This is a genomic window from Curtobacterium sp. PhB137 (assembly GCF_003814955.1).
Classification (GTDB): domain Bacteria; phylum Actinomycetota; class Actinomycetes; order Actinomycetales; family Microbacteriaceae; genus Curtobacterium.
Genome location: NZ_RKQO01000004.1, coordinates 652,472 through 675,035 on the forward strand (window position 1 = coordinate 652,472; position 22,564 = coordinate 675,035).

Genomic DNA, 22,564 nt, shown 5'->3' on the forward strand with positions numbered 1-22,564 from the left:
GGACTTCGTGAGCAGAAATGGTCGGGTCAGGTGCGGCGACCCGACCATTTCTGCTCACGAAGCGCCCCGCAGCGCAGCGCAGCGGGCGCGGCGCCGCTCAGGACACGCGGCGCGCGGCGAGCGTGCCGACGACCCCGAGCGTCAGCACCGACACGAGCACGACGAGCAGCGGTGCCGTCCAGTCCCCGGTCGCACCGTGCAGCGCGCCCGCGACGAGCGGCCCGGCCGAGCCGATCAGGTACCCGCCGCCCTGCACGAACGCGGACATCCGACGGGCATCGGCGTCGCTCGACACGATCCGCACGATCACGATGAAGATCACGGTGATGCCGCCGCCCTGGGCCGCGCCGCCGAGCACCGACCACAGCAGCCAGAGCTGCGGGGCGAACAGCAGCCCGAGCGGCATCGCCAGCCACAGGAACGCGACGAGCGCGATGATCGCCCGCGGCCGCCACTTCGCCGCGAGCAGCGGGACCCCGAGCGCACCGACCACGGCCAGGATCTGGAACACTGATGAGCTCGCCCCGGACGACGCCTTCGAGAACCCGATCTCGTCGTGCAGCAGGGTCGGGATCCAGGCGGTCAGGGCGTAGTACGAGAACGCCTGGCCGCCGAAGGCCAGCGTGAGCCCCCACGTGATGAGTCGTCGTGCGGGACGGACCGGCTCGGCGGCGGTGGCAGCAGCGGCCGCCGCGGCCCGGTCGGCGCGGATCGTCCGGATCGCCCCGGTGTCGAGCACCTGGTCGATCGGACCGGTGATCGGCAGGGGCTCGTCGTCGTCGGAGCGCACCGGGCGGCGCCACGCGGCCCGGGCACCCACTGCGTACGTCCACGCGAACCCGGCGATGACCGCGAAGACCGCCCACACGGCGATGGCGATCGGCCAGCCCCACAGCGCCGCCAGGGGAGCGGTCGCGAGCGACGTGATCATCGACCCGACGTTGAGCGCCGACGTGTAGACGCCGGTGACCAGGCCGACGCGCTCCGGTGAGGTGTCCCGCCGGATGACGACGGGGATCACCACGTTGCCGATCGTGATGCCGATGCCGATCACCGCGGTGCCGATGAGCAGTGCGGCGGACGACGGCATCGAACGCACCACGGTGCCGGCGAGCACGATGACGAGCGACAGGGACACCGCACGCTCGGGGTCGGCCTTCGCGATGACCCAGCTGGCGAACGGCGTCGCCAGGGCGAAGCAGAGCACGGGGATCGTCGTCAGCAGCCCGGCGATCGTGGACGTCAGGCCGAGGTCGAGCCGGACGTCGCCGATGACCGGGGCCGTCGCGACGATCGGCCCGCGGAAGTTCAGTGCGATGAGGACGATGGCGGCGGGCAGTACCCACGCGGCGGCACGCAGCCCCTGCCGCGTCGCGCCGGTCCGGCCGTGCCCGCTCGTCGCGTCGGTCCCGCCGGTCGCGTCGGTCCCGTCCGTCACGGCAGCAGGATCGGGAGCAGGTCCAGCGGGGTGGCGGCCGTGGCGATGGTGCCCTCGGCCTCGGCGGGGGAGCCGTACCCCCACTCGGCGAAGACCACCGGGACGCCGTGCACCGTGGCGCCCTCGACGTCGTGCACCCGGTCGCCGATGAGCACCGGACGGCTGATGTCGAACCCGCGGGCGTCGAGGCGGCGCAGCGCTTCCTCGACGACGTCGGCCTTGCTCGACCGGACCTCGTCGTCGCTGGCGCCCGTGATGATGTCGATGTCCCCGGTGAGCCCGTAGTGCTCGAGGATGTACGTCGCCGGCGTCTCGGGCTTGCTCGTCGCGGTCGAGATCGGCAGCCCCGCGTCGTGCAGCGCGCGGAGCACGACGTCGATGCCGGGGAACATCGTCGAGTCGAGGGCGCCGTGCGAGAAGTAGTGCTCGCGGTACACGGCGAGGGTGTGCTCCGCCTGCGCCTCGTCCATGCCCATCGCGACCCGGAACGTGTCCATGATCGGCGGGCCGACGAACGACATCAGGGTGTCGTGGTCGGGCACCGGGACGCCCACGGTGCGGAAGGTGTGCGTCAGGCTCTCGAGGATGCCCGGCGCGGAGTCGCTGATGGTGCCGTCGAGGTCGAACAGGATGGCGGAGAACGGGCTGGTCATGTCCTGCCCACCCTACCGGCGGCGGTCGACGGGACCATCCTGGTGCCGCGCGCGACGGGGCGGACGTGCACCGGGCCTCCCGGTCGGGCGGCGGCCGTCGGGCGGAACCTGGTTCCGGACACAGCACCACGCGATTCCGCGGTTCCGTGTCCGGAACCTGGTTCCGGCGGGAGACCCACCAACGCGACCGCGCTCAGAACAGGCGGGTGTGCCCGCCCTCGATGCCGCGCATCGCGTCGTAGTCGAGCACGAGGACGCGGATGCCGCGGTCCTCGGCGAGGGTGCGCGCCTGCGGTGCCACCGTCTGCGCCGCCAGCACGCCCTGCACCGGCCGCAGGTGCGGATCGCGGTTCATGAGTTCGAGGTAGCGCGTGAGCTGCTCGACCGCGTCGATGTTGGCGTTCCGCTTCATCTCGACCGCGACGCTCGCCCCGGCGTCGTCGCGGGCCAGGATGTCGACCGGCCCGATGGCGGTCATGTACTCGCGGCGGACCAGCGTGTGGCCGTCTCCGAGCAGTTCGATCTGCTCCGCGAGGAGCTGCTGCAGGTGCGCCTCGACCCCGTCCTTCACCAGGCCCGGGTCGACGCCGAGGTCGTGGGTCTGGTCCGCGATGACCTCGTGGATGGACACGATCAGGCGGTCCTGGGTCTTCTTCTGCGTCACCGTCCAGACCTCGGTGATGCCACCGACGGTCTGCTCCTCGTCCGGCTCGCTCATCTCGATCGAGCACGGCGGGCTCATCCAGTTCAGCGGCTTGTAGCTGCCACCGTCGGAGTGCACGAGCAGCGAGCCGTCCGCCTTGAGCATGAGCAGACGGGTCGCGAGCGGCAGGTGGGCTGAGAGCCGGCCCGCGTAGTCGACGGAGCAGCGGGCGATGACGAGACGCACCCGGGAAGCCTAACGGGCGTCGCGTCCCGACCCGGACGGCGCGCTCGTCGCGTTGTGGACGTTGTCGGCGTTGTCGGCCGGGAGGCGCGGCTCGCCCCCGTCGTGTCCGTCGCCGCCCCCACGGGTCGGCCTGGCGGCGGCGCCGGTCTCACGGGCGGCACCCGACGCGAGTCCCGCCGCGATGATGAACACGAAGACGACCAGGAGCGCACCGAGCAGTCCGACGTGCTCGCCGAGGAACCCGATGAGCGGAGGACCGGCCAGGAACGCCACGTACCCGATGGTCGCGACGGCGCTGACCTTGGCGGCGGCCGTGCGGGGGTCGTCGGCGGCGGCCGACATGCCCATCGGGAAACCGAGGCTGGCACCGAGGCCCCAGAGCACGACGCCCACGATCGCGAGCGGCACGTTGTCGATGAAGATGAGCATGCCGAGGCCGACCACCGCGACGGCGGCGCTGATGCGCAGGATCGGGACGCGCCCGAACTTGTCGATGAGGGGGCTGCCGGCGACGCGGCCGACGGTCATCGCGGCGAGGAACACCGTGAGCACGCCGGCACCGGCGGCGTTGTCGAGCCCGTGGCCGTCGATCATCGCGAGCGGCAGCCAGTCGTTCGCGGATCCCTCGGCCAGGGCCATGCCGAGCACGATCACGCCGATCAGGATCGTGGACGGCTGTGCCCAGACCTGCATGCGGGTGAGCGGCGTCGCGACCGGGCTGGTGTCGGTGGAGACCTGCTCGGCGAAGCGGTGCTCGTCCTGGAACTTCGTGACGGCGACGAGCATCGCGGCGCTCGTGATGACGACCAGCACGATGAAGTGCACGGAGACGGGGATCTCGAGCCGCTCGGCCAGCGCTCCGAGCCCGGCGCCCGCCAGCGTTCCGAGGGAGAACGCTGCGTGGAACAGCGGCATGATCGTGCGCCCGCCGGCCTTCTCGGCTGCGGCACCGGACACGTTCATCGACACGTCGCACAGGCCGTTGCCGAACCCGAAGGCGATCAGGGCGATCCAGATGGCGGCGAAGCCCCAGCCGAGCGTGACCGCGATGCCAGCGAAGACCATGCCGAGCGCCAGGCAGGCGGCGGCGATCTGGATCCCGCGCCGCGCGCCGAGCTTGGCGACGATGTGGCCGGCGAAGGTCAGGCCACCGATCGAACCGACGGCCATGCCGAGCACGAGCAGCCCCATCTCGAACGTGCTCGCGCCCAATGAGTCGCGGACGCTCGGGATCCGGCCGAGCCACGTCGCGATGTCGAGCCCGGACAGGGTGAACACCACGAACACCGCGATGATCCAGGCCCTGGTGGTCGGAACGGTGCGGGTGGACGGCGTCGTCATGGTGGTCCCATCGTGCTTCGTTGCTGGTGGTCGTGGTGCGGGTCGCGCTGCGCGTTTTGTTCGGTGTCGGTCGTTATCGAATCGATTCGACCGCTTGTTCCCGCTACGCTAACCGGCGATGGACGAACCGGCAACAGCACTCGGCGCGTCGCCTTCCCGCGGCGGAGGCACCCGTCCGTCGCGCCCGACGCTGGCCGCGGTCGCCCGTGCCGCCGGTGTCGCGCCGTCGACGGCCTCGCTCGCGTTCAGCGGCAGCGGCCCGGTGTCCGAGGACGCCAAGGCCCGAGTCCTCGCCGCCGCTGCCGAGCTCGGCTACGGCGGCCCCGACCCCCGTGCGCGTTCGCTCCGCCGAGGCCGTTCCGGCGTCATCGGCGTCGTGATGGACGAACGCTTGAGCGATGCCTTCCGGGACCCCGTCAACGTCCTGACGCTCGACGGCATCGCCGAGGTCGCCGGGGCTGCGGGCGCTTCGCTCTTGCTGGTCCGGAGTCCGCTCGATGACGAACAGGGGGCCGGCCCACTCGTCGATGCCCCGATGGACGCCGTCGTGCTCGTCGGGTGCAACGTCCGGATCGACCCGGCCGTGGCGGTGCTGCGGCGCCGGCAGATCCCCGTCGTCGCGATCGAGGCGGACGAGATCGAGGGTGCCGTGCCCGTCCAGCTCGACAACCGGGATGCCTCGCGCCGTGCTGCTGCGTACCTGCAGGACCTCGGGCACACTGCGGTCACGGTGGTGACGCTGCCGCTCGACGCTGCTCGTCGGCGGGGGCCGATCGACGACGACCGGTTCGCCTCGGGCATCGCGTTCACGACGCTCGAACGGCTCCGGGGCGTGCGCGAGGTCTACCCCTCCGTCGTGGCGGTCGAGACGGCGGGGAGCTCGGTGGAAGAAGGACGCCTGGCCGGCGTGGAGCTCTTCGCTGCCGATGGCCCTCGCCCCACCGCCGTCATCGCCCAGAGCGACCTGATCGCCGTCGGGGTGATCTCGGCTGCCCTCGACGCCGGGCTGCGGGTGCCCGAGGACGTCAGCGTCGTCGGGTTCGACGGCATCACGGTGGACGACAGCCTGTTGCACCGCACGCCGATCCGGCACCTGACCACGCTCGTGCAGCCGTTCGTGCAGAAGGGCCAGGCTGCCGCTCGTGCTGCGCTGGCGATGCTCGAGGGGGCGGAGCCGCAGCCGGCGTCGTTCATCTCGGAGTTGCGAGTGGGGGACACGACGGGGCCGCCGCCGGCTGTGCGCTGATCCCACCCCCGGATTCCGCCACACCCCTACGAGTCGGTCAGCGCAACTTCGCGACGATCACCGCGACAGGGCGGGAAGTACGACGTCATCGACGACCTCGACGATGTCGTCGCGGGACAGCGGGCCAGTGGTGAGGTGACGGGCGAGCACGAGTGCGGCGCCAGCGCTGACGCGTGATGGGCTGACAGCGCTCGAGGGGATCTCGCCACGGGCCGCGGCGCGTCCGAATGCTTCGGTCACGAGGCGTTGGCGCGGCGCGATGAGCAGTGCGACGATGCGCTGCCACATCTCGGGTCGTCGCTCTCGCTCCAGGAGAACTGGTGCGAGGACCCGTCCGACGGGGGTGGTGAGCCCGTCCGCGAGATCGGACAGGAACGCGATGAGTTCGTCGCGGAGGTCACCGACCGGCTGGAGTCGGGTCCCCCCGGGGTGATCGCTCCGCTCCGCGGTGTCTTCGGTCCAGGCGAGGGCAGCGAGGACGAGCTGCTCCGGATCGGTCCAGCGCCGGTAGAGCGAGGCCTTGCCCGCACCGGCTGCCGCGGCGACGTTCTCGAAGGTGAGGCCCGCCATGCCGTGGTCAGCCAGCTGTTCGAGTGTGGCGGCGAAGATCGCGTGCTCGAGGTCAGCACCGCGCCGCCGGACGGGAGCGTTCACGAGATGAGTGTCCCACCGACCCACACAGCGCCCGGCTGAGCGAGGACGGCTGGGTCGACGAGGGGATCGCCGGTCGTGAGCAGGAGGTCCGCACGCAGCCCCACTTCCACACGCCCGCGGTCGTGCAGACCGAATGCCGCCGCTGCCCCGTCCGTGGCAGCGGTCAGTACCGCGCCGTTCGTCATCCCGGTGTCCCGCAAGAGGAGCATCTCCTCGTGGAGGGCCTCGCCGTGGCGAACCGGCGCGAACGGGGTCTCGTTCGCGTCCGTGCCGGCGACGACTGGCACACCGGCGGTGTGCATCCGGCGCACACTCTCGACGGCGTTCTCGAATGCGGCGTCGGCACGGTCCCCGAGCCGCGCGCGGGCCATCGCGCGCATCATGACGAGGGTCGGTGACGCGATGGTGCCCTGGTCGACCATCCGACGGACGGTCTCGCCCGGCAGCGGCCGGTCGAGCGGTGCGTGCGTGAGGATGTCGACCCCGGTGTCGAGCCCGCGGACGAACGACGCGGCGGTCACGACGTGGGCCACGGTCCGGAGCCCCCGGCGGCGTGCACCGTCGACCAGGGCCGTGATCGTTGCGACGTCGAGCGCGGGGACGTCGGTGGCGTCGGGGTCCTCGATGATGATCTTCACCAGGTCCGACCCGTTCGCGGCCCGCCAGTCCAGGTACCGCTCGGCATCGGCTGCGCTGCTCACGCCGCTCGCGTCCGGGAAGCCCATCCGAGCGATCTGGGTGCTGCCCGGTGCCGAGGCGGCCGAGCCCGCGCTGAGGAGCCCCGGCGCCCCCGGTGCTCGTCGCTGCTCGTCGACGAGGGAGTCCGGGTGTGTCCCGAGGTCGACCATCGTCGTGACGCCGGCTCGGACTGCGGACGACAGCGCCGCCGGGGAGCCCAGGTGGACGTGCGTGTCGATCAGGCCCGGAACGAGGAACTGCCCCGTTCCATCGACGACCGGACCGCCGGCTGGAGCGACGGTCCCCGCGGGACGGACCGTGCTGATGTGCTCGTCGAACTCGACGTCGACAGCCTCGGTTGTGGTCACCCCGCCGGAGCTGGTGCGGACGTTGCGAATGGTCGTGGTCATGCGGTCTACGATACAGAATCGTTCACTACACGCAACGAGGAGCCATCGATGTCCGAACTGATCGACGTCCACGCACACTTCGTCACCGCGGACTACGTCGCAGCGGCCCGAGCAGCCGGGTACGAACAGCCGGACGGCATGCCCGCCTGGCCGAGCTGGTCGCTCGCCGGCCAGCTCGGTGACATGGACCGCCGCGGGATCGCCCGAGCGGTCCTGTCCGTCTCGTCGCCCGGCGTGCACTTCGGGGACGACGACCGAGCCGCGGAGCTCGCGCGGACACTCAACGACGAAGCCGCCGCGATCGCGGCCGCGCACCCGGACCGGTTCTCGTACTTCGCGTCCCTCCCGGTGCCGGATGTCGACAGTGCGGTCCTGGAGGCCCGGCGCACGTTGCAGGGACCGGGTGCGGTCGGCGTCGTCCTCGAGTCCAACGCGCACGGCCAGTACCTGGGAGATCCCGCGTTGGAGCCGCTCTGGGCCGAGCTCGACGCCCGCGGCGCGGCCGTCTTCGTGCACCCGACCTCGCCCGTCGGGTGGGAGCACACCGCCCTCGGGCGTCCTCGCCCGATGCTGGAGTTCATGTTCGACAGCACCAGGAGCATCGTCGACCTGGTGTTCGCCGGCGTCCTGGACCGGTACCCGGACCTGCGCGTCATCGTGCCGCACTCGGGTGCGACCCTGCCGGTCCTCTCCGACCGGATCGCCCTGTTCCAGCAGTTGTTCGGCGCCGCCGCCGGCACGATGCCTTGGAAGGACGCGATGCGGCGGCTCTGGTTCGACACGGCAGGCACGCCGTTCCCACTCGACGTGCCAGTCCTCGCCGAGGTCGCCGGGACGGATCGGCTGCTCTACGGCAGCGACTCGTGCTGGACACCGACGCAGGGCGTGGACGCGCAGATCGCCGCGCTCGACGATGCCGAGCCACCGCGCGACGCGACGAGTTGGCGGGAACTCACGACCCGGAACGCTCGGCGTCTGCTCGACTGACTCCGGCGAGGACGCTCTGGATCGCGGGTCCGGCGATCGCGACGACGGTGTCGTGGTCGGCTGCGAGCACGGCAGGGACCCCGAAGACCTGCCGGCTCGTGATGATCCCGACGAGCATGGCCGCGGCGAGCCCGGCCCGGAGCGCACGGTCCTCGTGATCGGCGCCGGAGGCTCCGTGCACGAGGCGGGCCTGGATGAAGTCCCGCAGCTGCGCCGTCGCGTCCTCGTTGACCATCGCACCTCGGAGCATCGCCATCAGCGGTTCCGACTCCTCCGGGGCGCCTTCCCAGGCCTGTAGGAACGCCCGGACGACACGCTCGCCGAGATGCTCGTCCGGACCCTCGAAGGCCGTGTCGAAGCGCCGGAGCGCGGACGGAGACACGGCCATCACCGCTGCGAACAGGTCGGCCTTCGACCCGAAGAACTGCATCACCTGCGAAGGGTCGACGCCGGCGTCCGCCGCCACGGCCCGGATCGTCGTGCCGGCGAAACCGTCGCTGGCGAACCGCGCACTCGCCGCCGCGAGGACCGTCGTGCGGGTGCTGGCCGCCCCGGGACGGCGACCCACGCGGGAGGTCGTCGCTGCTTCCGTCGTTCCGTCCATGCCCGCAATCTACTCCGCCGACGGGTTTCTCAACACGCGTTGAGTTCTTGCCGAATCGGACGTACGCTCGCCTCGACGACGAGCCCACGGAGGACTCCCGCACGAAGGAGAACACGATGACCGACCAGAGGATGACCGTCCCCTCCACCCCGCTGCCCGCTCCGCGCACGGGTGTGCTCACCCCCTTCGAGCCCGGCACCCGAACCCTCGAGGCCGGGTTCCGGATCGCGCCGCAGTTCAAGCCGCTGCCCGTCGACACGGTGTTCGACAAGGACGTCGCGATGCAGCTGCGCGACGGCACGACCATCCACGTCGACGTGTTCCGCCCGGTCGGTACCGAGCCGGTGCCGGTGATCGTGGCATGGAGCCCGTACGGCAAGGCGCAGGGCACGTCGCTCAGCGTGATGGGGGTGTTCGGGCTCGTCGGGCTGCCGAACAGCACGGTGTCCGGACTCGAGAAGTTCGAGGCACCGGACCCGGCGTACTGGGTCGAGCACGGCTACGCGATCTGCAACGTCGACATCCGCGGCGTGGTCGACTCCGAGGGCGACAGCGTGCTCTGGGACCGGCAGGAGGGCCGCGACGCGTACGACGTCATCGAGTGGCTGGCCGAGCAAGAGTGGTGCGACGGCAAGGTCGGCATGAGCGGCACGAGCTACCTCGCCGTGTCGCAGTGGTTCACCGCCGCCGAGCAGCCCCCGCACCTCGTCGCGATCAACCCGTGGGAGGGCGTCAGCGACGTCTACCGCGACCTCGTGAAGCGCGGCGGCATGCCCGACACCGGGTTCGCGCAGCAGCTGCAGGACGGCAGCTTCTTCGGGAAGGGCCAGAAGGAGGACATCCTCGCCGAGGTCGACGCCCACCCGCTGATGACCGACCTGTGGGAGCAGAAGATCCCTGACTTCTCGCAGATCGAGGTGCCGGCGTACGTCGTCGCGAGCTACTCGAACACCCTGCACACCGCCGGGACCTTCCGCGCCTGGCGTCGGATCGCCAGCGACGAGAAGTGGCTCCGGATCCACAACACCCAGGAGTGGCCGGACTACTACGACCCGGCCAACGTCGAGGACCTCCGCCGGTTCTTCGACCACTTCCTCAAGGGCGCCGACAACGGGTGGGAGACCACTCCGACCGTCCGGTACTCGGTCCTCGACCTGCAGGGCGGAGACGAGGTCGCCGTGCCGGCTGAGTCGTTCCCGCCGCAGGACGCCGCTTCGACGAAGTACTACCTCGACGCCCGGACGCGAACGCTGACCACGGCCGCGCCCGAGGCACCTGCGGAAGCGTCCTACGCCGTCGACGCGAACCCGGACGCCGTCTCGTTCCTGACCCGCTTCGACGAGGAGACCGTCCTGGTCGGGTACCCGAAGGCGCACCTGTTCGTCGAGGCCCGGGGCGCCGACGACATGGACCTGTTCGTCCTCGTCCAGAAGCTCGACCGCTGGGGAACGCCGCTGCAGGCGTTCACCGTGCCGAACCAGTCGGCGATGGCGCACGACCTCACCGACCACGGCGCGACGATCCTGCGCTACAAGGGCTCCGACGGACGCCTCCGCGTGTCCGCCCGGCACCTCGACGAGGCCCTGTCGACCGACGACGTCCCCGCGCACTCGTTCGACCGCGTCGAGAAGCTCGCTGCCGGGCAGGTCGCCGAGATCGAGATCGACCTGTTCCCGGTCGGACTGCGCTTCCACGCGGGCGAGCAGCTGCGGTTCATCGTGAGCTCCCGCAACCTGCTCGGCACGCTCATGCCGGCGATCCGCGAGTACGTCGGCGCGAACACCGGGCGGCACGTCGTGCACACCGGCGGCGACCAGGCCTCGTACCTCCAGCTCCCCGTCCGGGCCGCACGGTGACCGGCGCGACCGTCCGCCTGGCCGGCGAGGACACCGACTCGACCATCGACGGGTTCGAGCTGTTCTCCGCCCGCCGGGCGCTCGCGCTCCTGAAACGGAAGCTCGGCCGGGTCCAGCTGCTCGAGCTGCTCGAGGACGAGATCGCTGCGGGTGACGCGTTCCTCCGCGCCCACCTCGGACGCTCCGGCGGCGAGCAGGCAACCGGCACGACCACGCTCCGTGCACGGGGCATCAGTGCCGCGCAGTTCGGTGCGTGGCTCGGCGCCGCGTTCGCCCGCGAGGACGTCATGCTCGCCGGACACCCGGAGCACTACGGGATCCACGCCGAGCCGGGGCGCAACGTGAACATCGTCGAGACCCTCGACGAGTACGTCTGCTCGTTCTTCATGCGCCCCTGGGACGACAGTGCCGTCGTCGAGCAGGAGCTGCCCGCCGCAGAAGCGACTGCCGGTCGCCGGTCGCACATGCTGTTGGCGGACGGGACGGTGATCGGCTCGATCGCGAACTCCTTCGACGAGGAGCAGGACGGCTTCACCGCACGTCTGTCCGTCACCTTGCCGGCGACCTGCGCCCCGGCGGTGATCGAGCAGCACCTCGAGCACTTCGCCGTCGAGTTCCGCACCTGGATCCGCCGAGCCGCCAACGAGCGGTGACCACTCGAAGGCCGGCGATCCGCACGAGACGTTGGCTCAGGGCAGCGTTCGCTCCCACGTCGACGTCGGCCGCTCCGCGCGCGACCGTGAGCTGCGAGTCCTACTGCCAGGTGGCGGTGTCGGGGTCGATGCCGCGGGCGCGTGCGCCGGCGTCGATGATGCGACGCAACCATGAGGCGAGCCCGGCTCGGATGCCGTCGTAGTGTGCGGCGTACCCCGGATCGGCTTCGTACATGCGGCCGAGGACGACCTGCATCTGCCGGGTGATCGGGAAGTAGGCGGAGAACACCTCGCGGTGCTGTTCAACGAGAGCGTCCGCGGCCGGGCTGCCGGGTTCGACACCAGCATCCATGGCGTCGGCAAGGGCCTGATCAAGCGCCGCAGACGCATCGGCGACGGCCTGCCAGTCGTCCACGGTGCGTGAGGCGGAGCGTTCGGCGTAGTGCCGCCACTCCGGCGTATCGCCGTAGAGTTGCCGCGCCTCAGCCGGCCACTGCGGATTCCATCCAGGCCCGAACGTCGCGGTCTGCTCCTCATTGGTCATGAGCAGCCCGTGCTCGTGGGCGTCGGCCATCCGGGCCAGGTCATCGCCCAGCGCGCTGAGATGCTCGATCCGCGCCGCAAGCTGGGACTGCTGGGCGCGCAGCGCAATGACAACAGCCGCACTCGGATCGTCGAGAACGTTCCGAATGGCTTCCAGGTCGAGCCCCAGCTCGCGGTAGACGACGATGCGCCGCAGCCGCTCGAGATCGTCTTCGGCATAGAGCCGGTACCCGGCAGCTGACCGTGACGACGGCCTCGCAAGGGCGATCTCGTCCCAGTGATGCAACGTCCGGACCGTCACGCCCAGGCGCGCCGCGGCCTGACCAACAGTCAGGTCCACGGCGTCGCTGTCATCAGGCATGCGCTCCATTCTTCTCGCCGTCGGCGTCAGGTGCGGTGATGCCGATCGCTTCGAGGTTCTTGGCGGTCTGGCTGGTCGGCTCGAAGGGTTTCGCGGCAGTGAAGACGACTCGCACCTTCTCCGGCGTGATCACCTCGACATCGCGGGTGCCCCAGGGCGTGTCCCGCGGCTCGCTCACCACGCCCGCGTCGTGGGCTCGGCACGCGGTGACGAGGGCGTCGATCTGGTTCAGGACGCACGCGAAGCTGAAGCTCACCGCCGGCGCCTGATCCGGAGCGGACGCGGTTGGGACCAGCAGGACGTCCTGAAAGGCCCACCGGCGCAGGTGCACGAGCTGGCCCGGCACGCTGAACAGGTCGAAGAAGCCCAGGCCGCGGGTCCAGAAGTCGACGGAAGCGGCCAGGTCGGTTGTCGGGATCGTCACGAACGACGGCATCCCGTAGATCCCGTGGAACGGCTCAGGCGCGACCACGTCAGGGCCGGGGGCGGGGACCGGGCTCATCTCAAAGGCGTTGTAGTAGCTGCTCATGGGTCCACGTTCTGCCCTCACGCGGCGTGAGGGTCAAATCGGGGAACTCTGGGACCAACCTGTTGGCCCGGTTCACCGAGTTGCGGCCCGCGTCCGGAGAACGATCGGCTACCGGGCGTGCGCTGCCCCGTGGTGATCTGACTCGTCGTCTCGAGCGTCTGCTCTTGGTCGTCGGAGAAGAAGACCAGCGCATCCCGCGGCCAGGCAACCGCAGATGGCTGCCGCCGGAAGGACAAGTTGCCAACCGCCCACGGTCAACAGCAGACCGCCAACAACGGCAGTGACGAATGCCAGCACTCCCACAACGGTCGATGCACGGCGGACCGGATGCGCCACGAGTTCGTCTTCCGCACGGTTCCTCGCGATCACTCCGACACGTGCGACGGTAGCGGCCACCGCAACTCCCAACGGGATCGCGACCTGTGAGGCGACAGCCACCGATTCCCAGCTCACGTAGCTGTAACGGATCTTGCCGAGGCTGAACATCCCGACCGCGAAGACTGCGCCAGCGAGAACGACCACCGCGGGAAGCGTCGCTCGGCGTAGCCAACTCAGCACCGCTTTCTCACGGGATCGCACCATGTCGACAGATTAGAACTGCACAACGCAGTGCAGGCGCGACGTTCACCGACCTGCGCGCCGGAAGTCAAAGCCAATACCCTCCAGCGCGGGCTCCCGCGGGCTCCGGCGGGCGAGCAGGTCGGCGTCCGTCGCCCTCAGACCTCGACGGTGTAGTCGAGCGCGAGGTCGGCGGCGTTCCGGCCCCGGATGCCCCAGTTCACCTTCGGCGTCTCGGTGATCGTGATCTCGATACTGTGCGACGAGATGCCGGCAGCGGATTCAATTCGGGCAAAGAGCTCGCTGATGAGCCTTCGCTTCGCCCCGTCGCTCCTGCCCTCAAACATCGAGATCTCGATGATCGTGTAGTTCGGACCCCGGTCCTCCGGGTAGACGAAATCGGAGGAGTCGAGACCGATGAACCGCTGGAACCGCTTCTCTGGCGGGTAGTCGAGCGCCTTCGTGATCGCGCCATGGATCGCATCGGAGAGGGCAGCACGATGTGCATCGAGAGACGCACGAAGGCCGAAGACGACTACTTGTGCCATGACCCGATGCTAGCGAGCGCGGGGCGTCCTGTAAGCCGGTCGACTACCGCGACTGCGTGCGCATCGGTCCAGCTCCCCCCTCGAGCCCCGTGCTTCCTGATGGGGGCGTTCTCGGATAGGTGGTCCGAAACGATTCCGAACGACGGGACGTCAAAGAGGCGCCCCACGGACGCCCACCATGTGCGGAGGAATCAGCGCCGCCGCACCCCGAGCCCCACCACCGCCACGAGGTTGACAGCACTCCCCACCAAGAACCCCGTCGTCCCACCCGCGACTCCCGCGACCGGCCCGAGCACCGCCATGAGCACCGCCCCGACGACGAAGCCTGCGACCGACGCCAGCGCGACCTGCCGTGACCGCCCCGATGCGAGCAGCAGCGCCGCAGGCACGAGCCCGACGGTGAACACCCACACCCCGACCATCAAGTACCGCAGGTCAGCCACGGCAGCAGCACCCTCGGCGGGGTAGACGATCGGCAGGAACCACCCGGCGAGCAGCGCCACCAGACCGAACACGACGGCAGAAGCAGCGGCGAACCCGACGACGAGCATCAGCGCTCCGCGAGACCGCAAGGACCCACCATCCGTCCGGTGCGCGAACGCCGGTACGAGCACCTGCCCCAACGCCTGCCCGAGCATCGACGCCGGCGTCGCCAGGGTGAACGCCGCCGCGTAGACCCCGGCCTCGTGCGCCGACGAGGTCACCTGCGCCGAGATCATCGTCAACTGCAGCAACCCGTTCGAGGTCACCACCGCCAGCACGTTCCACGCCGCGAACCCGAGCGCCCCGGCAGCGGGTTCACGAGCCGCAGGGCCGAAGTCGTTCCCCCGAGGCCAGCACGCGATCGCGAACACCGTGTACCCGATGGCCAGCGGCAGCAGCACGAAGGGCTCGAGCCGAGCGACGCACGCCACCACGAGCATCCCGAGCGCGAGCACGCTCGTCACCGAGTCCCAGAGCGCGACCCACGGTGCCCGGCCGTAGCCGAGCTGCGCTCCGCGGGCGTAGCAGTACAGGCCGTAGCCGACGACGACCCCGACACCACCGAGCACCATGCCGGGGCCGTTGCCCCAGGCGACCGCGATCGGCACGGTGACCGCGGCGAGCACCACGGTCGACACCAGCATCGACAGCCCGAGCACCCTGTTCACCGCGGCGTCCGACCGCCGACCCCGCAACGCGATCGCCAGGTACCGAGAGGCGGTGTTGCCCGCGGCGTTCGGCCAGAGCAGCGCGACGAACACCGACAGGGACAACAGCGCCGTGGTCTGCCCGAGGGTCTCGGTGCCGAACACCCGCCCGACGACGACGGTCACGAGCAGCTTCGCGACGCCCTGCACCCCGATCCCGACCGTGGCGAGCACGGCCGACGACGCCACAGAAGACGACGCAACAGAAGAATCGCTCACCGCGCCAACGCCTGTTCCACCCATCCACGCCGATGCGCGCGCACCCCGAGCGTCACCGCCCGGACCCCGATGTACCCGAGGGCGAACGCCGCCCACAACCCGGCGAGCGTCCCGCCGGCCCACCACAGCAGCGGCAGGTACACGACCAGGTTCACGCCTCCCGCGATCGCCAGGTACCGCGCATCCCCGGCGCCGATCAGCACCCCGTCGAGCACGAACACGTACCCGGCCACGGGCATCCCGACGGCGATGAGCGCCAGCACGAGCGGCAGCGCGTCCCGCACGGCGGACGAGTCGGAGAACACCGGCCCGAGCACACCACTGACAGCCAGGGTCACCACGCCGAGCAGCGCCCCACCGACGATCCCGAGCAGCACGAGCCGCCGCGTCACCAGCCGTACCCGGGCCGGGTCCCGCGCCCCGAGGCCGTGCCCGACGAGCGCCTGCCCGGCGATCGCCAGGGCATCGAGCGCGAACGCCAGGGTCGAGAACACGGTCAGCCCGACCTGCGTCGTCGCGAGTCCTGCCGTCCCGAGTCCGGCGGCCGCGCCGACGGTCGCGAGCATCGCGATCCGCAACGACGCGGTCCGCAGGAACAGCCAGGCCCCGGACCGCAGTGCCCGGACGACGCCCGAAGCGCCGGGGCGAAGCGGCGCTCCCGATGATCGCGCGGCCCGCACGGCGATCCGGACGTAGACGATCGCCATCGCCCACTGCACGATGACGGTGCCGGCGGCGGAGCCCTCGACGCCCCAACCCGCCCCGTAGATCAGGAGGGCGTTGAGCAGTCCGTTCGCGACGAACCCGATGGTCGCGACGACGAGCGGGGTCTTCGTGTCCTGCAGCCCGCGCAGCAGCCCGGTCGAGGCGGTGACGACCAGGATCCCGGGCAGCCCGATGAGCGAGACCGTCAGGTACGCGGTCGCCGCCGCCGACACGTCGGGCGACGCACCGAACAGGTCGACGAGCGGTCCGGCGAGCGGCCACCCGACGAGCGCGAGGACCACGCCCAGCACGAGCGCGAGCCACATCCCGTCGATGCCGGCGTGGACTGCGCCGCGACGGTCACCACCGCCGAGCGCGCGCGCCACGGCCGGAGTCGTCGAGTACGCCAGGAACACCAGCAGCCCGGTCACCGTCGACAGCACGGCACTCGCGAGTCCGACGGCCGCCAGGGGTGTCGCACCGAGGTGGCCGACGAGTGCGGTGTCGGTGAGCAGGAAGAGCGGCTCGACCACGAGCGCGCCGAGCGCGGGTACCGCCAGCCGCACGATGTCGCGATCGACCGCACGCCGTTCGGTGGTCACTGCGGGTCGCGTCGGTCGGGGCACCGGCCCATTCTGGCGGCGATGCGGACCGCGCGTGGTCCACGCACGCAGTCGACGTGGCGACAGGGCGGACGGGAGGCCCGTGGCCGTGTCCGCCACGGGCCTCCCGTCCGGTGGTCCCACGCCGTCAGGCCGGACGCGCGTTCCGGCCGACCACTCGCGTCAGTCGGCGCGTGGTTCGGCGGGGACACCGCCGGTGGCGGCGTGCGCGTCTTCGGATGCGACGGGCGTCGCCTCGTCGGTGCCGCGCGCCCGCCCGATCAGGTCCATCAGGTGGTAGACGACGATCGCGGCGATGGTGCCGAGGATGATGCCGCCGAAGCTCGCCTGGCCGAACGCGAACGTGAAGTCCGCGATGCCGATGATGAGCGCGATGCCAGCGGTCAGCTGGTTCTTCGGCTTCGAGAAGTCGACCCGGTTCTCGACCCAGATCCGGATGCCGATGACACCGATCAGACCGTACAGGGCGGTGGTCGCACCGCCGAGCACGCCAGCGGGGACCGAGGAGATGACCGCACCGATCTTCGGGGAGAGGCCGAGCAGGACGGCGGCGATCGCGGCGACCCAGTACGCGGCGGTGGAGAAGACGCGGGTGGCGGCCATGACGCCGATGTTCTCGCCGTAGGTGGTGGTGGCGGAGCCGCCGCCGGCACCGGCGAGCACGGTGGAGATGCCGTCGGCGAAGAGCGCCCGGCCGGTGAGGGGCGTGAGGTCGCGGCCGGTGAGCTGCCCGACGCCCTTCACGTGGCCGACGTTCTCGGCGACGAGCGCCAGCACGACCGGCACGAACGCCAGGTAGATCGCGAGCTGCGACGGGTCGAACGCGGGAGCGGTGAACGTCGGCAGGCCGATCCAGGGCGCCGCGTCGACCTTCGAGTAGTCGACCTGGCCGCCGATGAGCGCCGCCACGTACCCGACGAGCACGCCGATGACGATGGACAGGCGACCGATCAGCCCCTTGAACAGGACGGTGACCAGGATGATCGCGGCGAGGGTGATGACCGCGACGACCGGGGCCGCGGTGAAGTTGTTCTTCGCCGCAGGTGCCAGGTTGAACCCGATCAGGGCGACGATCGCACCGGACACCACCGGCGGCATCAGGCGGTCGATCCACCCAGCGCCAGCCAGGTGCACGACGAGCCCGACGATCGCGAGCAGGGCGCCGACGACGATGATGCCCGACAGGGCGAGGGGGATGCCGCCGATCTTGGTGGCAGCACCGATCGGTGCGATGAAGGCGAACGACGACCCGAGGTAGCTCGGCAGGCGGTTGCCGGTGATGAGCAGGAACAGGATCGTGCCGATGCCGCTGAACAGCAGGGTCGTCGACGGCGGGAACCCCGTCAGCAGCGGCACCAGGAAGGTGGCGCCGAACATCGCGACGACGTGCTGCACGCCGAGACCGATCGTCCGGCCCCAGGTCAGTCGCTCGTCCGGTGCCACGATCGTCGTCGCGGAGACGGTCTTGCCGTCGCCGTGCAGCTTCCACGGAAGTCCCATGCGATGACCGTACCGGCAGCCGTGGGCCCGTGACGTCCCGCGGTTCCCACCCGCGCTGTCGCCCGTCGTGGCTGCCACCTCGGCCAGCGCCGCGAACGGGTCCAGTGCCGCTGCGACGCGGCAGACACCGCGGGCCGACTTCACCGCCGGCGTGCGGTCGATCGACCACGGACTGGGTGTCGTCACACTCGTCGGGACCGGGCCGGCCGGGGGCAGCGTGGGCATCACGGGCGATGGCGTCGAGACCACGTGGACCGAGGCCGGCCCTGACGGGTCCTGGAACGCCCCGGTCCGGGTGCGATCGGGCGAGCGCGTGCTGCACGTCACCTCGCAGGTGACCGGACGACAGGTCGACGTCCCGGTGGACGTCCTCGTGCTCACCCCGCCGGAGATGCTCGCCACCGTCGACGGCCTCGCCCGCACGATCACCCTCGACGGCTCCGGGCACCCCAGGGCGCACATCGTGATCAAGGACGACGGGGAGACCGTCGGTGAGACCGATGCGGATGCGGACGGTGTCTGGTCCGCCACCCTGCGGGACCTGGCCTTCGGCGACCACCACATCGAGGCGTGGCAGTACTTCGACGGCACGCATAACGGTGGTGTCGACGACGTCTACACGGTCTCGGGCGCAGCGATCGTGTCCACCGCGACCGCTTCGCGTGAGACGGAACGGGTGTCGATCGCTGGACGGGCACCGGTCGGGACGACGCTGCGGTTCGCGGACGCCGACGGGCCGGCCCTCGACCCCGACGGCCGCCCGGTGACGGCGACGACCGCGGCGGACACCTCGTGGTCCGTCGAGCTGCCCATCCCGGCCACGGCCCGCTTCTACTCCGTCACCGTGACGACCTTCGACGGCGCGACCGAGCTCGGCGCGACCGAGGCGCGGGTCACGATCCCCCTCGCACTCACCGGCACGGTCGACGTCCTCGCCGACGGGTCCGTCCGGCTCGCGGGCACCGGCGAGATCGGTGGGGTCGTCGCGCTCGAGGCCGAGGACGGCACCGCGATCGAGAGCGCCGACGGACACCCGATCGCGACGTCGATCGGACGCGACTGGGAACTCACGGTCCCGCGCACGCTGCTGCCGGGCGACGTGGTCGTCGCGCGACAGCGGGTGGACGGCGTCGAACAGGGCGCGCTCCGCCTGGTGCTGCCGAAGCTCCCGGCCCACCCGACGCCGCGGCCGGAGCCCGGCCAGGGCCCCGGTCACGGCACGGGCTCCAGGCCCGAGGTGTCCACCGGGACCCACCCGACGGCGCAGCACGCGGCAGCCGGCCGGATCACCGTCGTCTCGGCGAAGCAACTGGCGTACACGGGAACCGACCCCAGCGTGCCCGTCCGGATCGCCGCTGCACTCCTGGCGTCCGGCCTCGGGGGGCTCGTCGTCGCCCGCCGGTTGCGCGGTCGCGCAGCCCACCGCGACTGACTCCGCTCGAACATGGCGTCGGTGGCTATCGTGGACGGCATGACCGACGTCGCACGTGCCTCCGGCATCCACACTGACGAACTCGACCCCGCGGTGCGCCCCCAGGACGACCTGTACCGCCACGTGAACGGCACCTGGATCGCCGAGACGCCGATCCCCGACGACAAGGCCCGCTACGGCTCGTTCACGGTGCTGGCCGAGGCCGCCGAACTCGCCGTCCGCGAGATCATCGAGCGCTCGCAGCGGGCCGCCCCCGGCACCGAGGAACGCAAGGTCGGTGACCTCTTCTCCTCCTTCACCGACGAGGCACGGCTCGAAGAGCTCGCCACCGCACCGATCGAGCCGCTCCTCACCGAGATCACGGCCATCGAGTCCGTGCCCGAGCTCATCGCCACCGTCGGACGCTTCGAGCGCCTCGGCCTGCCGAGCTTCCTGCAGCTCTTCGTCGACAACGACCCGGGCGACCCCGAGTCCTACGTCGTGTTCCTCGAGCAGTCCGGCCTCGGTCTGCCCGACGAGTCGTACTACCGCGAAGAGCGCTTCGCCGACATCCGGACGAAGTACCGCGAGTTCGTCGCGGCGATGTTCCCGCTCGCCGGGTTCGAGGACGGCGGCGACCGCACCGAGCACGTCATCGCGCTCGAGACGGCCCTGGCGTCGAAGCACTGGGACAACGTCACCACCCGCGACAGCCAGAAGACCTACAACAAGCTGCCCTGGGCAGAGGTCGCGGCGCTCGCCGAGGGCATCGACCTGCAGACGTGGTGGCAGGCCATCGACGCACCGGCCGGCGCGTTCGAGACGGTCGTGGTCCGCGAGCCGTCGTTCATCACGGGCCTTGCCGAGCTCCTGCGCGACCAGCCGCTCGAGGTCTGGAAGGACTGGCTGCGCTGGCAGGTCATCCGTGGCTCGGCCGCGTACCTGACGAGCGCGTTCTCGGCCACGAACTTCTCGTTCTACGGCACCGCCCTCACCGGGGCGCCGAAGCAGCGCGAGCGCTGGAAGCGCGGCGTCTCCCTGGTCGAGGGCGCGATGGGCGAGGCCGTCGGCCGGATCTACGTGCAGGAGCACTTCGACGAGACCTCGAAGGCCACGATGGACGACCTCGTCGCCAACCTGGTCGAGGCGTACCGGCAGAGCATCACGGCGCTCGACTGGATGACCGACGAGACCCGTGCGCGTGCCCTCGACAAGCTCGACAAGTTCACGCCGAAGATCGGGTACCCGGTCAAGTGGCGCGACTACTCGGCGCTGCCGGTCGTGCCCGACGACCTCGTCGCGAACGTCCGCGCCGTCGCGTCGTTCCAGGTCGACCGCGAGCTCGGCAAGATCGGCAAGCCGATCGACCGCGACGAGTGGTTCATGACCCCGCAGACGATCAACGCGTACTACAACCCCGGTTTCAACGAGATCGTGTTCCCCGCGGCGATCCTGCAGTTCCCGTTCTTCGACGCCGACCGCGACGCCGCCGCCAACTACGGTGCGATCGGTGCCGTCATCGGCCACGAGATCGGGCACGGCTTCGACGACCAGGGCTCGCAGTACGACGGCGACGGCAAGCTCGAGAACTGGTGGACCGAGGCCGACCGCACGGCGTTCGAGGAGCGCACGAAGGCCCTCATCGCCCAGTACGACGCGGTCGTCCCGACCGAGGTGCCGGACGGCCACGTCAACGGTGCCCTGACGATCGGCGAGAACATCGGCGACCTCGGTGGCCTGTCGATCGCGTGGAAGGCGTACCTGCTGTCGCTCGACGGTCAGGAGCCCCCGGTCGTCGACGGCCTGACCGGTGCCGAGCGGTTCTTCCTGAGCTGGGCGCAGGCGTGGCAGATGGCGATCCGTCCGGAGGAAGCCGCGCGCCTGCTGTCGATCGACCCGCACTCGCCGAACGAGTTCCGGTGCAACCAGGTCGTCCGCAACATCGACGGCTACTACGACACGTTCGGCGTGACCGAGAAGGACGCGATGTACCTCGACCCCGCCGAGCGCGTCGCGATCTGGTGATGGTGGAGCCGGACGCGGCTCGGTCGTCACGCCGTCGGCGGCCGGAGGACCGCTCGGATGGTGGCGGTCGGGCCCGCGGTCGGCACAGCGGTCGGCCGGACGACCGCTTCGGCGCCACGACCGAGGCCCTCGGTGCCCTCGCCCTCGACGGCGCCGGCGTCAGCGCCTCGGTGATCGACACCTCGACCGGCAAGGCCCTGCTCGCGATCGACGACACCGTCGTGCAGCCCGTCGCGAGCCTCGGCAGGGTGCTGCTGCTGATCGAGGTCGCGGCACAGCTCGAGGACGGACGCCTGCACGGCGACCGCCTCCAGCGCATGGCACGGGACACCGCGACCGGCGCCGGGCTGTGGCAGTTCCTGCAGGAACCGACGATGCAGGTGCCCGACCTGGCGACCCTGGTCGGCGCCACCGGTGACACCTGGGCGATGAACGCACTGCTGTCGACGGTCGGCATCGACGCCGTCCGCGAGCGTGCGGAGTCGCTCGGCATCGAGCGGACCGCGCTGATCGACCGGGTGCGCGACCGTCGTGGTCCGGACGACGCCCCGGACGCCTCGGTGGCCCCGACGGGTGAGCTCGCGTGGGTGATGCGCGGACTGGCGCTCGGCGAGGTCGTGGACGAAGCGGTCTCGAACCGGGTGCTTGGCTGGCTGTCGCTGGCGAGCGATCTGAACCTGGTCGCCGGCTCGTTCGGCCTCGACCCCCTGGCGCACCGTGCGCTCGACCACGGGCTGCAGGTCGTCGCGGTCACGGGTTCGAGCACGGGCGTCCGCGCCGAGGCCGGGATCCTCCGCGGCCCGGGGTCGTCGGTCAGCTACGCCGTGACGGTGACGTTCGACGACGCCACGTTGCAGCGGCGCCTCGCGGTCATCGAGGCACTGCGGACCATGGGCACCGAACTGCTCGAGGCAGTGCACGCCCCGGCGCGCCGCTGACCGGG

The 22,564-nt window shown here is 70.9% G+C and carries 20 protein-coding genes; 7 read left to right on the forward strand and 13 right to left on the reverse strand.

Annotation, left to right across the window (positions count from 1 at the left end):
- Nucleotides 1-97: 97 nt before the first annotated feature.
- The 4 genes from EDF28_RS03480 to EDF28_RS03495 all read right to left on the reverse strand — a co-directional run bounded on the left by EDF28_RS03480 (nt 98) and on the right by EDF28_RS03495 (nt 4,321).
- The gene (locus tag EDF28_RS03480; protein WP_311394732.1) at nt 98-1,438 is read right to left on the reverse strand and encodes a CynX/NimT family MFS transporter; all 1,341 of its coding nucleotides are present in this window, start codon (nt 1,436-1,438) and stop codon (nt 98-100) included.
- Entirely contained in the window at nt 1,435-2,091 is a 657-nt protein-coding gene (locus EDF28_RS03485) for an HAD hydrolase-like protein (protein ID WP_123937185.1), read from the reverse strand. The genes EDF28_RS03480 and EDF28_RS03485 overlap by 4 nt, the downstream gene beginning before the upstream one ends.
- A 193-nt stretch (nt 2,092-2,284) precedes the next feature.
- On the reverse strand, nt 2,285-2,980 hold the full coding sequence (gene nucS / locus EDF28_RS03490; protein WP_111083752.1) for an endonuclease NucS: 696 nt from the start codon (nt 2,978-2,980) through the stop codon (nt 2,285-2,287).
- Nucleotides 2,981-2,989: 9 nt separating this feature from the next.
- Nucleotides 2,990-4,321 (reverse strand): MFS transporter, encoded by a 1,332-nt coding sequence (locus EDF28_RS03495; RefSeq protein WP_260154503.1) that lies wholly within the window; start codon nt 4,319-4,321, stop codon nt 2,990-2,992.
- A 118-nt stretch (nt 4,322-4,439) separates the two neighbouring features.
- Here EDF28_RS03495 and EDF28_RS03500 point away from each other — a divergent pair, with 118 nt between their 5' ends.
- On the forward strand, nt 4,440-5,567 hold the full coding sequence (locus EDF28_RS03500) for a LacI family DNA-binding transcriptional regulator (RefSeq protein WP_173169108.1): 1,128 nt from the start codon (nt 4,440-4,442) through the stop codon (nt 5,565-5,567).
- 57 nt (nt 5,568-5,624) lie between these two features.
- Here EDF28_RS03500 and EDF28_RS03505 read toward each other — a convergent pair whose 3' ends face one another.
- A complete protein-coding gene (locus EDF28_RS03505; protein WP_123937186.1) occupies nt 5,625-6,221 on the reverse strand; it encodes a TetR-like C-terminal domain-containing protein in 597 nt (198 codons plus the stop codon).
- Nucleotides 6,218-7,309, reverse strand: coding sequence for an amidohydrolase family protein (locus EDF28_RS03510; RefSeq protein WP_123294475.1), 1,092 nt, complete (start codon nt 7,307-7,309; stop codon nt 6,218-6,220). Before EDF28_RS03510 ends, EDF28_RS03505 begins: the two co-directional genes overlap by 4 nt.
- Nucleotides 7,310-7,357: 48 nt before the next feature.
- Here EDF28_RS03510 and EDF28_RS03515 point away from each other — a divergent pair, with 48 nt between their 5' ends.
- Nucleotides 7,358-8,296 carry an amidohydrolase family protein gene (locus EDF28_RS03515; RefSeq protein WP_123937187.1) on the forward strand — a complete coding sequence of 313 codons (939 nt, stop codon included), beginning with the start codon at nt 7,358-7,360 and terminating at the stop codon, nt 8,294-8,296.
- On the opposite strand, the gene EDF28_RS03520 is transcribed toward EDF28_RS03515, so the two are convergent.
- A complete protein-coding gene (locus tag EDF28_RS03520) occupies nt 8,262-8,900 on the reverse strand; it encodes a TetR family transcriptional regulator (RefSeq protein WP_123294477.1) in 639 nt (212 codons plus the stop codon). The two genes, EDF28_RS03515 and EDF28_RS03520, sit on opposite strands and share 35 nt — an antisense overlap.
- Nucleotides 8,901-9,016: 116 nt before the next feature.
- On the opposite strand from EDF28_RS03520, the gene EDF28_RS03525 reads away from it, so the two are divergent.
- Both EDF28_RS03525 and EDF28_RS03530 read left to right on the forward strand, forming a co-directional pair.
- Nucleotides 9,017-10,756: a CocE/NonD family hydrolase gene (locus EDF28_RS03525; protein WP_123937188.1), complete on the forward strand. Its 1,740-nt coding sequence runs from the start codon at nt 9,017-9,019 to the stop codon at nt 10,754-10,756.
- Nucleotides 10,753-11,409: a hypothetical protein gene (locus EDF28_RS03530; RefSeq protein ID WP_123294478.1), complete on the forward strand. Its 657-nt coding sequence runs from the start codon at nt 10,753-10,755 to the stop codon at nt 11,407-11,409. Before EDF28_RS03525 ends, EDF28_RS03530 begins: the two co-directional genes overlap by 4 nt.
- Before the next feature lie 100 nt (nt 11,410-11,509).
- Here EDF28_RS03530 and EDF28_RS03535 read toward each other — a convergent pair whose 3' ends face one another.
- The 6 genes from EDF28_RS03535 to EDF28_RS03560 all read right to left on the reverse strand — a co-directional run bounded on the left by EDF28_RS03535 (nt 11,510) and on the right by EDF28_RS03560 (nt 18,185).
- Nucleotides 11,510-12,313 carry a MerR family transcriptional regulator gene (locus tag EDF28_RS03535; protein WP_185094124.1) on the reverse strand — a complete coding sequence of 268 codons (804 nt, stop codon included), beginning with the start codon at nt 12,311-12,313 and terminating at the stop codon, nt 11,510-11,512.
- On the reverse strand, nt 12,306-12,842 hold the full coding sequence (locus EDF28_RS03540; RefSeq protein ID WP_123937190.1) for a VOC family protein: 537 nt from the start codon (nt 12,840-12,842) through the stop codon (nt 12,306-12,308). The genes EDF28_RS03535 and EDF28_RS03540 overlap by 8 nt, the downstream gene beginning before the upstream one ends.
- A gap of 716 nt (nt 12,843-13,558) precedes the next feature.
- Nucleotides 13,559-13,948 carry a tautomerase family protein gene (locus EDF28_RS03545; RefSeq protein WP_123339250.1) on the reverse strand — a complete coding sequence of 130 codons (390 nt, stop codon included), beginning with the start codon at nt 13,946-13,948 and terminating at the stop codon, nt 13,559-13,561.
- A 191-nt stretch (nt 13,949-14,139) separates the two neighbouring features.
- A complete protein-coding gene (locus EDF28_RS03550) occupies nt 14,140-15,357 on the reverse strand; it encodes a lipopolysaccharide biosynthesis protein (protein WP_123937191.1) in 1,218 nt (405 codons plus the stop codon).
- On the reverse strand, nt 15,354-16,664 hold the full coding sequence (locus EDF28_RS03555; protein ID WP_123937192.1) for an MATE family efflux transporter: 1,311 nt from the start codon (nt 16,662-16,664) through the stop codon (nt 15,354-15,356). Before EDF28_RS03555 ends, EDF28_RS03550 begins: the two co-directional genes overlap by 4 nt.
- Before the next feature lie 183 nt (nt 16,665-16,847).
- Complete coding sequence (locus EDF28_RS03560) at nt 16,848-18,185, reverse strand: uracil-xanthine permease family protein (protein ID WP_123937193.1); 1,338 nt, start codon at nt 18,183-18,185, stop codon at nt 16,848-16,850.
- A 67-nt stretch (nt 18,186-18,252) separates the two neighbouring features.
- On the opposite strand from EDF28_RS03560, the gene EDF28_RS03565 reads away from it, so the two are divergent.
- The 3 genes from EDF28_RS03565 to EDF28_RS03575 are packed head-to-tail and all read left to right on the forward strand — an operon-like array spanning nt 18,253 to nt 22,559.
- The gene (locus EDF28_RS03565; protein WP_123937194.1) at nt 18,253-19,617 is read left to right on the forward strand and encodes a hypothetical protein; all 1,365 of its coding nucleotides are present in this window, start codon (nt 18,253-18,255) and stop codon (nt 19,615-19,617) included.
- Nucleotides 19,618-19,656: 39 nt separating this feature from the next.
- Nucleotides 19,657-21,621, forward strand: coding sequence for a M13 family metallopeptidase (locus EDF28_RS03570; protein ID WP_123937195.1), 1,965 nt, complete (start codon nt 19,657-19,659; stop codon nt 21,619-21,621).
- Nucleotides 21,621-22,559: a serine hydrolase gene (locus tag EDF28_RS03575; protein WP_123294500.1), complete on the forward strand. Its 939-nt coding sequence runs from the start codon at nt 21,621-21,623 to the stop codon at nt 22,557-22,559. The genes EDF28_RS03570 and EDF28_RS03575 overlap by 1 nt, the downstream gene beginning before the upstream one ends.
- The last annotated feature ends 5 nt before the right edge of the window (nt 22,560-22,564 follow it).